We start from the raw sequence: 15,517 nt of genomic DNA, 5'->3' as shown, positions 1-15,517 counted from the left end.
GCGCCTCCGACCGATCCGGCCGAAGGCGCCCTTGAACATTCGAATCAGTCGAGGACCGCGAGGGCGTCGATTTCGACGAGGAGGCCGGCGGGGAGGCCGACGTAGACCGTGGTGCGGGCCGGGAAGGGTTCGCCGACGACGCGGGCGTAGGTCTCGTTCATCTCCGCGAACTGCGAGGTGTCCGTCAGGTACACCCGCAGCATCAGTACGTCCTCCAGAGAGCCGCCCTCGGCCTCCAGGATCGCGATGACGTTGCGCAGGCACTGCTCGGTCTGCTCGACGACGCCGCCCTCGACGACCTTGCCGGTCTCCAGGCTCACGGCGGTCTGTCCCGAGACCTGCAGGATGTTGCCCTTGCGAACGCCCTGCGACAGCGGGATGTTCGCCGGCGGCTTCGGGGCCTTGTCGGTGCTGACCACGGTCCTGGCCATCAGACTTCCTTTCCTCCCGGGTTTTCCGGCTTCCACCCCAGCTCGGCGGAAACCCCGCCGGCGGCGCGCAGCAGGTCGTCGACGAGGCCGAGCAGCCCGTCGAAGTCCAGCAGTACCTTCGGCACCGAAAGCGACAGGGCCGCGACGATCTCGCCCCGGTGGTTGCGGATCGGCGCGCCGACGCAGTGGATGAAGTCCTCGTGCTCGCTGCGGTCCACCGCGTAGCCCTGGGTGCGCACCCGGTCCAGTTCGGCCAGGAACCGCTCGGCCGAGTCGATGGTGTTGGTGGTCAGCTTCGGGTAGTTGAGCTGTTCGGCGAACCGGCGGCGCTTTTGCGTCGGCCAGTCGGCCACCAGCACCTTGCCCACCGCCGTGCAGTGCACCGGCGCGCGGCGGCCGATGCGGGAGTACATCCGCACCGGGTGCTGGCTGTCCACTTTGTCGATGTAGACGACCTGATCGTCTTCGAGGGTCGCCAGGTGCACGGTGTGCCCGCTGATCTCCCCCAGCGCCACCAGGTACTGCCGGGCCACGCCGCGCACGTCGAGGTCTTCCAGCGCTTGGTGGGCGAGGTCGAACAGGGCGCTGCCGAGGCGGTAGTGGTGCACGTCCTCGCGGCGCACGAAGCGGCCCGCCTCGAGGGTGCGCAGCAGGCGCATCGCGGTTGATTTGTGCACGCCCAGGCGTTTCGCGAGCTGGTCGAGCGTCTGCTGCCCGGCGGCCAGCGCGGTCAGCACCGTCAGACCGCGTTCCAAGCTCTGGCTCACCGGCCGCTCCATCCGTTGACGCGTCGCGCGGCTGATGGTACACACCTATCCGGCATTCTACGCAACTGCTGTTGCATTCTACGCAATAGGAGGCCTTGGTGTCGGCACGGGGGATCAACACCGCGGCGGTTCGCTCGCTGCACGACGAGCGCATCGACTGGCGCTTCAAAGGCATGCCGTCCGAGGCCTTCGGCAGCACCGTCGGCGAGTTCCTCAAGCAGCGCCCGAAGTTGTACGACGCGGGCTTCGTCGGACCGCTGCTGGTGCTCGATGATGCGGCCTTGCAGCACAACCTGCAGACCATGGCCGACTGGTGCGCGCTGCACGGCCTGCAGCTCGCGCCGCACGGCAAGACGACGATGGCGCCGCGGCTCTTCGAACGGCAGCTCGCGACCGGCTCTTGGGGCATCACCGCGGCGAACGTCAGCCAGCTGCGGGTTTATCGCGCCTTCGGCGTCGAGCGGATCATGCTCGCCAACCAACTGCTGGACCCCAGCGGGCTGGCCTGGCTGGCCGGCGAACTGGACGCCAACCCCGAATTCGAGTTCAGCTGCTTCGTGGACTCGGTGCGCGGAGCGCAGCTGATGGCCGAGGCGCTGGCCCACCGCGGCGCGTCCCGGCGGGTCGACGTGCTGGTCGAGCTCGGCAGCGACGGCGCCCGGACCGGTGCGCGCACGATCGCCGAGGCGCGCGAGATCGCCGACCTCGTACTGGAAAGCCCGATGCTGCGACTGGTCGGGGTCGGCGGCTACGAGGGCACGCTGGGGCATGACGTCAGCGAACAGGTGTTGTCCACTGTGGACGGATACCTGGGGCGGTTGCGCGACCTCGTGGCGGAACTGGCTCAGGCGGGCCACTTCTCGGGGCTGGACGAGGTGATCGTCACCTGCGGCGGCAGCGCGTACTTCGACCAGGTCGCCGAGGCGTTCACCGAGCCGTGGCCGGCCGGGCTGCCGGTCGTGCCGGTGCTGCGCAGCGGCGGATACCTGCTGCACGACGACGGTTTCTACCGGGTCCGCTCGCCGTTCGGCCGCGAGCACCGGCTGGCGGGCGCGGAATCGCCGTTCCGCCCTGCGATGCGGGTGTGGGCGCAGGTCACCTCCCGGCCCGAGCGGGGCCTGGCGCTGCTGACCATGGGCCGCCGGGACGTGTCGTTCGACCAGGACCTGCCGGAACCGCAGGTGATCCGCGGCGCGGACGGCGAGATCCGGGAGCTGGCCGCCGGTTCATGCGAGGTGACTTCGCTGGCCGACCAGCACGCGTTCCTGACCGTGCGGGACGCCGATCCGCAGATCGGCGACTGGATGGGTTTCGGCCTGTCCCACCCCTGCACGGTGTTCGACAAGTGGCCCCTGATCCCGGTCATCGACGGCGACACCGTGATCGACCTGGTGCGCACGTTCTTCTAGGACGACGGCGTAACTGTTTCACAAGGATGCCCAAGGATTGGGGACGCCATGTGGTTTGCCGCAGGTGACGTCGGGCAAGCGGCGCCGGCGGTTTTCTCTTTCCCCACGCACGCAACTCGCACCGCCGCGGGTTCTCGGGCTGTGCCCACCCCGTCGGGGTTCTTGGCGAGCCCAGTCCCCAGCGCCGCGTATTGGGCATACACAAGCCGGGGATCCCGGAGTCGAGAAGGCGTCTGAGGTTCCGCTACTAGCACCGCTACGCAAGTCAATTTGCGCCACGCGGAGGTTCCCGGGATGGAAGGTCCGATTTCAGGCTCTTGTGACTGATCCGTGGGTGATGTGAGCTGCTGTTTTAGGCCCGGAGACGGGGGCACGCCGTTGCTTCGTCTAGGTTTCTGGCTTGTCGAAGGTCAGGAACCGAGGGGACGGAGAACGGCGTGCCGAAGGCCAGTTTATGGCGTGCTCTGGTGGGCGTCGACAGGCGCACGGTGATCGAGGATGTGGAGTTCGACGAGGCCGCGGAACGGGTGATGGTGCACGTGCGCCCGCGCAAGGGCGGGCGCGGCCGTTGCGGCCGGTGTGGCCGCTGGTCCGGGCGGTATGACCGGGGCGAGGGACGGCGCCGGTGGCGGGCCCTGGACCTGGGCACCATCCAGGTCCATCTCGAGGCCGCCGCGCCGCGGGTGCGCTGCCGGGAGCACGGGCCCACCGTGGCGCGGCTGCCGTGGGCGCGTCATGGCGCCGGGCACACCTTGGCTTTCGACGACACGGTGGCGTGGCTGGCGGTGCGCTCCTCGAAATCGGCGGTATGCGAGCTGATGCGCATCGCCTGGCGCACCGTGGGTGCGATCGTGGCCCGGGTGTGGACCGACGCCGAAACCCAGAGTGACCGGTTCGGTGGGTTGCGGCGGATCGGGATCGATGAGATCTCCTACAAGAAGCATCACCGCTATCTGACGGTGGTGGTGGACCACGACACCGGGCGGCTGGTGTGGGCCGCGCCGGGGCGCGATTCCGCGACGCTGAACCGGTTTTTCGACGCCCTCGGCGAGAGGCGCGCCGCGGAGATCACGCATGTGTCCGCCGATGCGGCCCAGTGGATCGCCGACACCGTCGCCCGCCGCGCCCCGAAGGCCATCCGCTGCGCCGACCCCTTCCACGTGGTCGCCTGGGCCACCGAAGCACTCGATGCCGAACGGCGACGGGCCTGGAACGACGCCCGCGCCCTGGCCCGCACCGAAGGCACACGCCGCCGGGGCCGCCCGGCCACCGACTCCCCGGCCCGTCCCGGGCACGAGAAAGCCAAGAAGCTCAAAGACTCCCGTTACGCGCTGTGGAAAAACCCCGAAGACCTCACCGAAAACCAGCAGGCGAAGCTGGCCTGGATCGCCACCACCGACCGCCGCCTGTACCGGGCCTACCTGCTCAAAGAAGGACTCCGGTACGTCTTCACCGCCAAAGGCGAGCAAGGCAAACAAGCCCTGGACCGCTGGACCTCCTGGCACGGCGCTGCCAGATCCCCGTCTTCGTCGAGCTCGCCAAGAAGATCACCAAACACCGCGCCCCCATCGACGCCGCCCTCGAACACGGCCTCTCCCAAGGACTCATCGAATCCACCAACACCAAAATCCGCCTGCTCACCCGCATCGCCTTCGGATTCCGCAGCCCCCAAGCACTCATCGCTCTCGCCATGCTCGCCCTCGGCGGCCACCGACCCACCCTCCCCGGACGCGCCTAACCCACCCACGGAAGCAGCAGAAGAGCCCAATTTCAATGAGGTGATCTCAGTAGGGGGTTATGCGAGTCGGCCGTGTTCGAATTGGGTGAGTACGAGTGCGGCTTTGACGATGGGGCCGATTTTGCGGGGGCTGGTGGTGAAGTGTCGTAGGGCGCGCCAACGGCCGGTGAGCAGGGCGAATCCACGTTCGCCGAGGGCGCGCAGGCCGCGCAGCAGTTTGTTGTAGGTCTGGTTGTCGACGTCGAGTGGGCGGCCTTTGCTGGTTTTGGGGTGTTTGATCGGGGTGAGGACCCCGGCTCCGGCACCCTGGTAGCCGCCGTCGGCCAGGGTGGGCAGGTCGAGCTGGGAGTAAGCCCAGTACAGGGCGCCGAGGACGTGGTTTTCAGCGGCGGTGATGTCGTGGACGGACCCGGGCTCGACGTCGGAGACCCACAGCGGGAACCCGTCCGGGTCCGTCAGTGCTTGGATGTTGCCGGCTTGTTCGCGGGTTTTCCCGGAGTACCACAGGTCGATCTCGGTGCCTTTGGTGCTGGTGGTCTTTTCGCCGAGACGGTCGGAGGAGAAGTTTTTGCCGTCCAGGATCAGATAGGCGTCGCCGTTGTCTTTGGCCCGTTGCAGGGCGTCGTGCAGATCCGGGGCCTGCGCGGCCAGCGCCTCGATGCCCTCGTCGACATACCGGTAGCCGTCGCGCGGGCGACACCGTGATCGCGGGCCAGTTTGGTGGTGTCGGTGCGGTCGCGGAACCACCGCAGGACCAGCACAGCCTGCCAGAACGTGGTCAACGCCCGGCGCCCCTTGCGGGTCCCTTTCCGGCGGCGTTCACCGGCCAGCAGCTTGCTGAGGAAGAGCACCAGTTCACGGGGAACATCGAGTTTGGCAGAATACGTGACCACGTGGGGCCTTCCCTGGTCGAAGATCGTTTCTTGGTCGAACTTCTTCTACCAGGGACCCCACGTCCCACTCTCCCCAGGCCAGCCCTACCCGATCACACACCCATTCCGGCAGGCCGCCTTCAGCCACTTCTTACCGAGATCACCTCAATGGAAATCGAAGGTCAAGGTCCGATTTCCATTGAAATTGCGGACTGAACGGCACGCAATGGCGGCGCCGCTCTACCTCGCACCGGCCGCGCTGCTGCTCATCGGCATGATGGCCTACCCGCTCTATCAACTGGTGCAGATCTCCCTGTACGAGTACGGGCAGGCGCAGGCCTCCGGGCGCACGTCGAGCCGCACGCCGAGGACCGGGCCCGCACGATCTATCGGCGAGGCGGTGCTGGGTTACGCCAAGCTCGCGATCCGCTGCGCCGTCACGACCATCGACCAGGCAACCGGGCGCCGAGCCGGCCCGGAGCCGCTGCGGACCCTTGCCGGTATCGGCGGGCAGACGTGGATCGCCTTCGGCACCAAGTTCGCCGTCGCGCAGCCGGGCAGGCTGTCCGTCGGGGACAAGGTCGTCGACGATGCCTGGGGCGAAGCGGAGAGCCGGCCCGTGCCGGTAAGAACGTGTTTCGCGCTCGGGAAGATCGGCCGGCGCGCGATCGCCGTTGAAGCCGCCGTTCAGCCGACCTGCGCCGAGGCGAGGGCGAGACCGGCGAGCCCGGTGGACGACACGACGCCTCGGAAGATGGACAGCGCTTCTGCTCGCTCGGCCGTCGGCTCGCGGAGTTCCAGCACCTGGGCGGCCGGGACAGCGAGGTCCTCCAGGGCCCGAACGCACCGGTAGTAGGTCAGGCGGTGCGGGGCGATGTCCACCGGCCCGTAACCGGCGAAGAACCACTGCTGTTCCTGCCGGCTGACCGGCGCGAACGGGAGCAGGACCCCGCCGATCACGAACAGGAGGTCCCGTTCGCGCGGCGCGAGAACCACATCGTCCCAGTCGATCAGGAACACGTCCGCGCCGCGCAGCAGCAGGTTCCCCAGGTGCGGATCGCCGTGGCAGACGACGTTGGGCGCGTACTGCGCGCGGAGTTTCCGCCCCAAGGCGTCGGCCTGCGCGAGCAGCGCCCCGATGCGGTCCGCCGCGGCGCGCCACTCCGAGATCAGGGTGCGCACCAGGTCATCGGCCGGAAGCTCGTCGGAAGTGCACTCGCCGTGGAGGACGCGAACGGCCGATGCCCAACGCTCATGCGTGTGTTCCTCGCGAGGCAGCGACTTCGGCGCATCCGCCGCGGGCATGGCGTGCACCCGCGCAAGCATCGCCCCATATGCCTCCCAGTGCTCTGCCGTCATGCCGCCATTCAACGCGTGCTCGTCGGATGCCCACGGCGCCAGGGACAACCGACGCCCCGCGCGCTCGCTCCACAACCCGCCGCCACGCGTCGGCACGGGTCCGACGACCCCCGACACCCCGCGCTCGGCGAGCCATGCCGACACCGCCAGCCCGGCCGTCGTGCCGCCACCGCTCCACTTGACCGCGTACCACTGCCCCTCGGCTGAAGTCCCGCGCCAGACTTCCGCGGCCACGTCGGCGCCGTTGCCAACCGGATCGATCGCCACGAGATCGACGTCGAAGTCTTCCCGAACCCACGCGCGCAGGTGCCCACCAGCGACGATGTCGGACATGCCCCGGACCTAACCACGAGAACCCGGGATCGCGCCAACGATTTTCGCCGATCGTGGCTGGGCGAGCCGAGTTGCTGCACAATCGTGGAAATGACCGTTGCGGAGTTGCACGCCGAGTTCGACGCCCTGAACCCCGAGGAGCTGCAGCGCCGCCGTTCGCAGAAGTGGGCCTTGGTCGCCCCCGACGTCCTGCCCGCCTGGGTCGCCGAGATGGACTACCCGCTGTGCCCGGTTGCCCGGAACGTGCTGCTGGAACTGGTCGAGCGATCCGATTTCGGCTACCCGGTGGCCGACGAGTACCTGGCGGCGTTCGCCGATTGGGCTGCGCGGGAACAGGATTGGCGGGTCGATCCCGCACTGCTCACGCCTGTCGCCGACGTGATGTCCGGGCTCGACACGGCGCTGCGCCACCTGACCGAACCCGGCGACGGCGTCGTGCTGCTGACCCCGACCTATCCCCCGTTCCTGGTCCTGCTCGCCCACCTCGACCGGCCGGTCCGGGAATGCCCGCTGCTGCCCACCGGAGGGGGCTGGCGGATCGACTTCGACGCGGTCGCCGACGCACTCGCCGCCGGGGCGCGGGCGGTGCTGCTCTGCCACCCACACAACCCGACGGGCCGGATGTGGTCGCGCGAGGAGCTGCAAGCGATCGCCGAGCTCGCCGACCGGCACGGCGCTTTCGTGATCAGCGACGAGGTCCACGCCCCGCTGCGCGCGAGCGACCAGGAGTTCATCCCCTACGCAGCGGTCAGCGAGCTTGCCGCGTCGCACGCCGTCGCGGTGACCAGCGTGTCCAAGGCGTGGAACGTGCCTGGCCTCAAATCCGCCGTGCTGGTCGGCCAGGAATCCACGAGGCACGTCGTCGAAACCATTCCGCCGTACGAGGCGATGCGCGCCTCGTTGCCCGGTCTCGCCGTTGCGACCGCGCTGTGGCGCGACGACGGCGGCTGGCTCACAGCCGTGCGCAGCTACCTGGACCGCACCCGCGACAGGCTGCAGGCGTGGGCGGACGAGCGCTCGCAGGTCCGGTTGCACCGCGGCCAGGCCGGTTTCCTGGCGTGGCTGGACGTCCGCGAGCTGGGTCCGGACCCGGCGGACGTGCTGTTGCGCGAGGCTCGAGTCCGGGTCAACGCCGGAACGCGATGCGCCCCGCCCGGCTCGACGGCCGGACGGGGCTTCATCCGCGTCAATCACGCGACCTCGCTGCCGCTGCTGGACGAGCTGCTCGCGCGGTTGGGCTCAGTCGTCGATTGACTCCTCGCGGGTCTCCTTCGCGGCGAACAGCGCGATCAGCGTGATCACGCCCATCGCCGCCAGGTAGACGCCGACCCAGCCCAGCCCGTAGGAGCTGGCCAGCCAGGTCGCGATGTACGGGGCGACCGAGGCGCCCAGCAGGCTGGCGAGGTTGTAGGACACCGAGGCGCCGGTGTAGCGCACCGCGGTCGGGAACAGCTCCGGCAGCACCGCTCCCATCGGCCCGAACGTCATGCCCATCAACCCGAGCCCGACGATCAGGAACGACACCGTGGCCACGCCGGAGCCAGTGCCGAACCACGGGCCCAGCAACAGGCCGAACACGATGATCGCGATGGTCGTGACGATCAGCGTGGGCCGCCGCCCGAAGCGGTCGGCCAGCCAACCGGCCAGCGGCACCGTCAAGCCGAAGAACACCACGCCGACCATCAGCATGACCAGGAACTGCGAGCGCTCGTAGCCCAGCCCGGTCTTGGCCGTGCCGAAGGACAGCGAGAACACCGTCATCAGGTAGAACAGCACGTAGGTGGCCAGCATGATGAACGTGCCGAGCACCAGCGCCTTGAAGTCGGTGCGGAAGACCTGCACGAACGGCATCTTCGCGCGCTCGTTGCGGGCCACGACCTTCGCGAACGCCGGGGTCTCGTGCATGCTCAGCCGCACCCACAGGCCGACGACCACCAGCACCGCCGACACCAGGAACGGCACCCGCCAGCCCCAGGCCAGGAACGCCGCGTCGTCCATCAGCTCGGACAGCACCAGGAACAGGCCGTTGGCGAAGAAGAACCCGATCGGCGCGCCCAGTTGCGGGAACGTGCCGAAGAAGGCCCGCTTGTGGGCGGGCGCGTTCTCGGTGGCCAGCAGCGCGGCACCGCCCCACTCGCCGCCGAGCCCCAAGCCCTGCCCGAACCGGCACAGCGCCAGCAGCAACGGCGCGACGACGCCGATCTGCTCGTAGCCGGGCAGCAGGCCGATCGCCACGGTGGAGATGCCCATGGTCAGCAGCGAGGCGACCAGCGTGGACTTCCGGCCGATGCGGTCGCCGAAGTGCCCGAACAGGGCGGAGCCGACCGGGCGGGCGACGAAGGCGATCGCGAACGTCGCCAGCGACTGCAGGGTCGCGGCGGTGGCGTCACCGGCCGGGAAGAACAGGTGTGGGAAGACCAGCACCGCGGCGGTCGCGTAGACGTAGAAGTCGTAGAACTCGATCGAGGTCCCTACGAGGCTGGCGAGCACGACCTGCCGGGTCGAGTTCCGCGGGGTGGGATCCCCCGATGGTCCGGAACCCCGCACACCTGGTGCTGGGGCGTGGCCGACAGCCATAGCGCCGAAACCTTCCTCGTTAACACGAATGGACTACAGCACTGTAATCCGCGACCGACCACGTGCCGAGACACGACTCCCGCATAGTGGGCATCCTCACGGCCGACAACGGGCTCCGGCGAGCGTGCGGATGAGGCGAACGGACCGTTCGCTCGCCCTAGAGCCTGTTGCGTTTTCGGCGAAAACGGCTGAACCGAAGTACCAAATCAGTCTCGATCGCCGCCGCTTGTCCGCCAGTGGCCATCTCAGCCGTGATCGATCGATCACGTTCCGTAATGGGAGTAATTTTGCAACAGGCTCCCTATCGAGGCGAACGGACCGTTCGCTGCAGGCCTTCGTCCGACCGGCTGATCAACGCGGCGAGTGACACCTCCGCGACGCGGCAGATTCCTAGACTTGGCTGGATTTCTCCCCGAAGTCCGCCGATCACGCGCGGTAGCGCAGGAGGAGTGTGCGGTGTCCGCCGAAACCGAACGCGAGGACCTGTCCGACCGCGGCGAAGGGAGCCGGCTGCGCGGCGAGGAGCTGAAGTACGTCGGGCTGCCGATCGGCGGCATCGGCTGCGGGCAGCTCTACCTGGGCGGCGACGGGCGGCTCTGGCTCTGGGACGTCGACAACCGGACCGCCCCCGCCAACATCAACGATCTGCACTTCACCCGGCCGATGCCGCCGAGCTCGCCGGTCGAGCACGGCTTCGCGGTGCGCGTCACAGACGGCGACGACGTGCGCACCCGCTGGCTCGACGCGCGGGGCTTCCCAGACGTGACCTTCGCGGGGCGGCCACCGGCCGCGGAGGTCGACTACGCCGATGCGCAGGAGCCGGTGCAGGTCAGGCTCGATGCGTGCTCGCCGTTCATCCCTACCGAGATCGACGACAGCTCGTACCCGGCGGTGTTCCTCGACTACACCGCGGCGAATGCTGGACCGGCCACAGTGGACGTCGAGATCGCCGGTTTCATGGCGAACCCCGTATGCCTGACCAGCCGGCACACCCGCCCGCTCCGCCTGCGCTCCCAGGAGTTCGCGCTCGACGGCGCGGCCGGTGTGCAGTTCACCGCCGCCGAAGGCGCCGACGACAACCCGGCGCGCGCGGACCTCGTGCTGGAGGACTGGGAGAAGCCCGACTACTCGGGCTGGTCCGCCACCGGCGACGCGTTCGGCACCGGCCCGGTCCGCACCCTCGACCGGCCCGGCTACCAGGGCGAGGCGGGGGCGTTCGGGATGCGGATGGTCGATTCGCACGCGAGCGCGCCCGGCGACGACGCGGGCGCCAGGGACCGCGCGACCGGGACGCTGCGCAGCGAGCCGTTCCGGATCGACCGCAACTACCTGCGGTTCCGCATCAGCGGCGGGAACTACCCGGGCACGTGCTGCCTGAACGTCGTCGTGGACGGGGAGGTCGTCGGCACCGCCACCGGTTCGTTCAGCGACCACCTGGCCGACCGCGTGCTCTACCTGGGGCCGTGGCAGGGCAAGGACGCGGTCGTCGAGATCATCGACGCCGAGACCGGCCCGTGGGGGCACGTCGGGGTCGACCAGCTCCGGCTCACCGATCACGCCCCGGCGCAGCCCGCCCTGCCGGAGCTGCCGGATCATGGCAGCGCCGCCCTCGCCGTGCTCGGCGCCGACCGGGCGCAAGTGCTCCCGGCTGCGGCGTCCTGGGATTCGCCGCAAGACATCTTCGAGCCGACCCCCGGCGCATCCATAGTGGACGGACTGGCCGAACGCAGCGCCGCAGTGGTTCGGGCAGGCGTGACGCTAGCTCCTGGTGAGCAGCGGACGATCCGGTTCGTGCTGGCCTGGTTCTTCCCCGTGCCGGACCGGGAGGGACTGTCCTTCCTCGAGCACAGCCGAGAGCTGCTGCGGCACTACGCGGCCCGGTTCGGCAGCGCGCAGGACGTCGTCGCGCACCTGGCTCGTGAGCAAGAGCGCCTGATCGGCGGAACACGGGCGTGGCAGCGCGCCTGGTACGAGGACACGACGCTGCCGCACTGGCTGCTGGAGCGGGTCGCCACCAACACCACGATCCTGTCGACGTCGACCTGCTACCGGTTCGCAGACGGCCGGTTCTACGGCTGGGAAGGCGCCTACTGCTGCGCCGGGACCTGCACGCACGTCTGGCACTACGCGCACGCGCTCGCCCGCCTGTTCCCCACCGTGGAGCGGGACACCCGGGAACGCGTGGATCTCGGGATCGGGTTCCACGCCGCGACCGGGCAGCTGAGTATGCGCGGCGAAGCCGACCGGAGCCCGGCGGTCGACGGGCAGGCCGGGACGATCCTGCGGATCTACCGCGAACACCAGATGTCACCGGATTCCCAGTGGCTGCAACGTGTCTGGCCGCGAACCCGGCAGGCGGTCGAGTACCTGATCGCCTCGGACGCGGAGCCGGACGGCATCCTCGACGGCGCTCAGCCGAACACCCAGGACGCCACCTGGTTCGGCCGCAACAGCTGGCTTTCCGGACTCTACGTGGCGGCGCTGCGGGCCGGTGCTGCGATGGCCGGCGAGGCCGGCGACGACGCGTTCGCCCGGCGCTGCGCCGAGCTGGCGGCGAACGGGACCGAGGTGATCGTGCGGGACCTGTTCAACGGCGAGTACTTCGTGCACGAACTCGATCCGGCGCACCCCGGCTCGGTCAACACCAACCGCGGCTGCTTCGCCGACCAGCTGCTCGGCCAGAGCTGGGCCGCCCAGCTCGGGCTGCCCCGAGTGCTGCCGCCCGAGCCGACCCGGTCGGCGCTGCGCAGCATCTGGCGGCACAACTTCGTGCCGCGACCGATGGAATACCGGGAGAACAGCCCGATCGAAGGCGGGCGGATCTTCTACGACGCGGACGTCCCCGCGCTGGTGATGTGCGCCTGGCCGAACGGCGGCGGCGACGAGGCCGGCAACAACTGGTCGGTGAGCTACTTCAACGAGGCCTGGCACGGCATCGAGTACCAGGTGGCGGCGCACCTGATCGCCGAAGGCATGGTCGACGAGGGCCTGGCCCTCGCCCGCTCCGTGCACGACCGCTACGGCCCGCTGCGCCGGAACCCGTACAACGAGATCGAATGCAGCGACCACTACGCGCGCTCAATGGCCAGCTTCGGCACCTACCTGAGCGCCCTCGGGTTCGAACACCACGGCCCCGGCGGCCATTTGGGCTTCGCCCCAAAGATCGGCCCGAAGAACTTCGCGGCGGCGTTCACGACGGGCGAAGGCTGGGGCACCTACCGCCAGACCCGCGCGGAGTCGGCACGCACCAGCACGATCGACCTCCACCACGGCCGCCTGAACCTGCGAACCCTCCGCCTCGACGCCACCAGCCGCGTCCCGCGGGCCACCCTCGACGGCGCCCCGGTCGAGGTCCACCCGACCACGGACGACTCCGGCCGCCCGATCCTCCACTTTCCCAACGGCTGCACGATCAACGCGGGCCAGAACCTCCACATCGAGCTCTGACGAACCAGCGTTTCATCTGGTCAGGGGCCGTGAGTCTGTTGGGTTGCGACTCAGCCTCGCTACAGCAGCCTCGCTACAGCAGCCTAAAAGACTCACGGCTGATCTCCCGGGGGTCACCGCCCAACCGCGGGCAACGATCAAAGGGTGCTGCCTGCGGTTGGGCGACCGGATCAACCCCGCGGCTGCGGTGCCGCCGCGGAAGGCCAGGCGAGGCGCACGTTGCGGATCCGGGAGAACAGCGCATGTCCATAACTCACGCCATAGGGCGAGGTGGACGGATGGAGGCATGGATGACGCACAGTAGTGACGGTGGGACCTCGGTGGTGCGCCGCTGGCAGCTTGCCGCCGCCTTGAAAGCGCTGCGCGAGCAGGCAGACATCCGCCAGGAGCAAGGGATCGACAAACTCCGTGAAGGGCCAGGACGTTGGTCGAGATCGAAGCTCTCCCGAATTGAGAACCGCGAGCACAACGTCAAACCGCGCGAGGTCGAGCAGCTTCTCGATGCCTATGCCGTCACCGCTCCGACGGTCCGCGACGAACTGGTGCGACTCGCAACCGGCTCGCGAGAGCAAGGTTGGTGGGCCAGCTTCAACAACGATCTCCCGGAGGGCGCCCGGCCGCTCCTTTGCATTGAAACCGGTCTGGTCGCCATGAGGGACTTCCAGAACCGAATCACGGACTGCTGCAGACTCCTGACTACGCACGTGCCGTCATGAATGCGGTGTATCCCGCGACGTTCGCACCCGAGGAGCTGGAGCGCCGGGTCGCAGCACGGATGGTGCGGCAACAGATTCTCAGCAAGAACCCACCACCGAATATGCACTTCATCCTCGATGAAACGATCTTGGATCGGGCCATCGGGCGTCGTTCGATCATGCGTGACCAATTGCGCAAGCTGCTTGACATGACTGAAACTTCGAACATCAACATCACGATCCAGATCTTGGCCAAGCAGGTCGGCGGAAGCCCTGGCCTGGAGGGCCCTTTCTCGCTTCTGACCTTGCCTGATCCGATCCCGGACATCGGCTACACCGAGGGACCAGCGGGTAGTCTCTACCTCGAAGACCGCGAACACGTCCGCACCTGCACGCTGCGGTTCGGTGTTCTTACCGAGCTCGCGCTCTCGCGTGCGGAGTCGATCGACCGGATCGCCCAAGCGATGGACAGCTACGAATGAACGCGGAGGGGCATCATGAGTTCCGTTGAAGGTATCGATTGGCGCAAGAGCAGCTTCTCCGGTGGAAGCAACGGCGGCGGTGGGGACTGCGTCGAGATCGCTGCCTTATCCGACGGCCGCATCGCGGTCCGGAACAGCAAGGCGCCCGACGCTGGCACGGTCTTATTTACCCACTCGGAGATGGATGCCTGGATCAAAGGCGTCAAAGCAGGCGAGTTCGACGACCTCACCTGAGCCGATCGTGTCGGAGCGAACGGCCTGTCCGCCTCCCTAGACGACGCAAACAGGCCGTTCGCTCCACTCCACCACCCCGCCGCCAACGTCAATCGCCATCAAAGCCGGCGAGTTCGACGACCACACCTAAAGCATCTCAGGAGGGCATCGTGAACCACTTCGAAGATGTCGAGTGGCGCAAAAGCAGCTTCTCCGGGACCGGCGGCAACGGTAGCGGGAACTGCGTCGAGATCGCCGCCTTATCCGACGGCCGCATCGCGGTCCGGAACAGCAAGGCGCCCGACGCTGGCACGGTCTTATTTACCCGCTCGGAGATGGATGCCTGGATCAAAGGCATCAAAGCCAGCGAGTTCGACGACCTCACCTGAGCCGATCGTGTCGAAGCGAACGGCCTGTCCGCCTCCCTAGGAGCCTGTTGCGTTTTCGGCGAAAACGGCTGAACCGAAGTACCAAATCAGTCTCGATCGCCGCCGTTTGTCCGCCAGTGGCCATCTCAGCCGTGATCGATCGATCACGGTCCGTGGTGGGCGTAATTTTGCAACAGGCTCCTAGACGACGCAAACAGGCCGTTCGCTCCACTCCACCACCCCGCCGCCAACGTCAATCGCCGCTGCTCGCCAAGCGCTGCCTGCGGTGCGCGGCCACCCGGGAATGCGCCGCCTGACAGCGACTGTCAGCGGCGGGCGCCGGGACGCCCGGAGGGGCGCTGTTGCGGGCGTGCTCCCTGTCCGGTGGGGTTGCGACGCGGCTGGTTCACGGCACGGGTCGCCCCGTTTCGTGCGCCACCATCGCGCGGGGCCGCCGCGCGTTCCGACGCAGCCGGGCGCGCCGGGCGGCGGGTGGGTTCGCGACGCGGCGGCTCGCGGCGGGGCGGCAGACGGCGCTGCGACGACTTGCGGCGGTTGTTCAACCACAGGTCGAAAACCACGATCGCCAGCGCGAGGATCAGCAGCAGCAACCCCAGCAGCGGCACGCCCATCAACACGGTCGCCAAAGCCAGGAGCAGCATCGGCACCACCGGGATCCAGCAGAAAGGATCGATCCTGCCCACGCCCCCGGAGAAACCGCTGCGGTCCCCATCACGTGCCATCGAGACTCTCGCTTCCACTCTGCGCCCCGGCCGAGGAAGTCTACCGGAGACGCTCCAGCACCGACCGTGACGCCATCGACTGC

Annotated in this window: 12 protein-coding genes and 3 pseudogenes; 9 read left to right on the top strand and 6 right to left on the bottom strand. The window is 68.4% G+C overall.

All coding sequences use genetic code 11. The annotated features are described in order from the left end of the window. Window positions 1-44: 44 nt before the first annotated feature. Window positions 45-431, bottom strand: coding sequence for a RidA family protein (locus tag DL519_RS41960; RefSeq protein WP_190823255.1), 387 nt, complete (start codon window positions 429-431; stop codon window positions 45-47). Beyond that, window positions 431-1,198: an IclR family transcriptional regulator gene (locus tag DL519_RS41955; protein ID WP_190823253.1), complete on the bottom strand. Its 768-nt coding sequence runs from the start codon at window positions 1,196-1,198 to the stop codon at window positions 431-433. Before DL519_RS41955 ends, DL519_RS41960 begins: the two co-directional genes overlap by 1 nt. Before the next feature lie 95 nt (window positions 1,199-1,293). On the opposite strand from DL519_RS41955, the gene DL519_RS41950 reads away from it, so the two are divergent. Together DL519_RS41950 and DL519_RS41945 are read left to right on the top strand one after the other, a co-directional pair. Then, a complete protein-coding gene (locus tag DL519_RS41950) occupies window positions 1,294-2,607 on the top strand; it encodes an amino acid deaminase (protein ID WP_397545022.1) in 1,314 nt (437 codons plus the stop codon). Window positions 2,608-3,044: 437 nt separating this feature from the next. Next, a pseudogene (locus DL519_RS41945) lies at window positions 3,045-4,345 on the top strand (ISL3 family transposase). Between the two features lie 57 nt (window positions 4,346-4,402). On the opposite strand, the pseudogene DL519_RS41940 reads toward DL519_RS41945, so the two are convergent. Further along, a pseudogene (locus tag DL519_RS41940) lies at window positions 4,403-5,238 on the bottom strand (transposase family protein). A gap of 205 nt (window positions 5,239-5,443) precedes the next feature. On the opposite strand from DL519_RS41940, the pseudogene DL519_RS50605 reads away from it, so the two are divergent. Then, window positions 5,444-5,740: pseudogene (locus DL519_RS50605) on the top strand (hypothetical protein); the annotation flags it as partial. A 164-nt stretch (window positions 5,741-5,904) separates the two neighbouring features. On the opposite strand, the gene DL519_RS41930 reads toward DL519_RS50605, so the two are convergent. Beyond that, entirely contained in the window at window positions 5,905-6,909 is a 1,005-nt protein-coding gene (locus tag DL519_RS41930) for a phosphotransferase enzyme family protein (protein WP_190823251.1), read from the bottom strand. 90 nt (window positions 6,910-6,999) lie between these two features. Between DL519_RS41930 and DL519_RS41925 the strand changes: the two genes are divergently transcribed. Next, entirely contained in the window at window positions 7,000-8,163 is a 1,164-nt protein-coding gene (locus DL519_RS41925; protein ID WP_223840451.1) for a MalY/PatB family protein, read from the top strand. Here the strand turns inward: DL519_RS41925 and DL519_RS41920 are convergent. Then, complete coding sequence (locus tag DL519_RS41920; protein ID WP_190823247.1) at window positions 8,149-9,486, bottom strand: MFS transporter; 1,338 nt, start codon at window positions 9,484-9,486, stop codon at window positions 8,149-8,151. The genes DL519_RS41925 and DL519_RS41920 overlap by 15 nt on opposite strands. A 456-nt stretch (window positions 9,487-9,942) precedes the next feature. Between DL519_RS41920 and DL519_RS41915 the strand changes: the two genes are divergently transcribed. The 5 genes from DL519_RS41915 (at window position 9,943) to DL519_RS41900 (ending at window position 14,712) form a co-directional block, all read left to right on the top strand. Further along, the gene (locus tag DL519_RS41915; RefSeq protein ID WP_190823245.1) at window positions 9,943-12,933 is read left to right on the top strand and encodes a GH116 family glycosyl hydrolase; all 2,991 of its coding nucleotides are present in this window, start codon (window positions 9,943-9,945) and stop codon (window positions 12,931-12,933) included. Window positions 12,934-13,211: 278 nt separating this feature from the next. After that, window positions 13,212-13,649, top strand: coding sequence for a helix-turn-helix domain-containing protein (locus DL519_RS47895; protein ID WP_223840107.1), 438 nt, complete (start codon window positions 13,212-13,214; stop codon window positions 13,647-13,649). Then, a complete protein-coding gene (locus tag DL519_RS47890; protein WP_263399774.1) occupies window positions 13,646-14,110 on the top strand; it encodes a DUF5753 domain-containing protein in 465 nt (154 codons plus the stop codon). Before DL519_RS47895 ends, DL519_RS47890 begins: the two co-directional genes overlap by 4 nt. Before the next feature lie 15 nt (window positions 14,111-14,125). Then, window positions 14,126-14,344, top strand: coding sequence for a DUF397 domain-containing protein (locus tag DL519_RS41905; protein WP_190823242.1), 219 nt, complete (start codon window positions 14,126-14,128; stop codon window positions 14,342-14,344). A 149-nt stretch (window positions 14,345-14,493) separates the two neighbouring features. Beyond that, window positions 14,494-14,712 (top strand): DUF397 domain-containing protein, encoded by a 219-nt coding sequence (locus DL519_RS41900; RefSeq protein WP_190823241.1) that lies wholly within the window; start codon window positions 14,494-14,496, stop codon window positions 14,710-14,712. A gap of 305 nt (window positions 14,713-15,017) precedes the next feature. Here the strand turns inward: DL519_RS41900 and DL519_RS41895 are convergent, their stop codons facing one another. Continuing rightward, complete coding sequence (locus tag DL519_RS41895) at window positions 15,018-15,434, bottom strand: hypothetical protein (RefSeq protein ID WP_190823239.1); 417 nt, start codon at window positions 15,432-15,434, stop codon at window positions 15,018-15,020. Window positions 15,435-15,517 lie beyond the last annotated feature (83 nt).

Origin of the sequence: Saccharopolyspora pogona (assembly GCF_014697215.1) — a bacterium.
GTDB lineage: Bacteria > Actinomycetota > Actinomycetes > Mycobacteriales > Pseudonocardiaceae > Saccharopolyspora > Saccharopolyspora hattusasensis.
The sequence above is the reverse complement of the archived record's forward strand: the minus strand, read 5'-3'. Positions and strand labels throughout refer to the sequence as shown.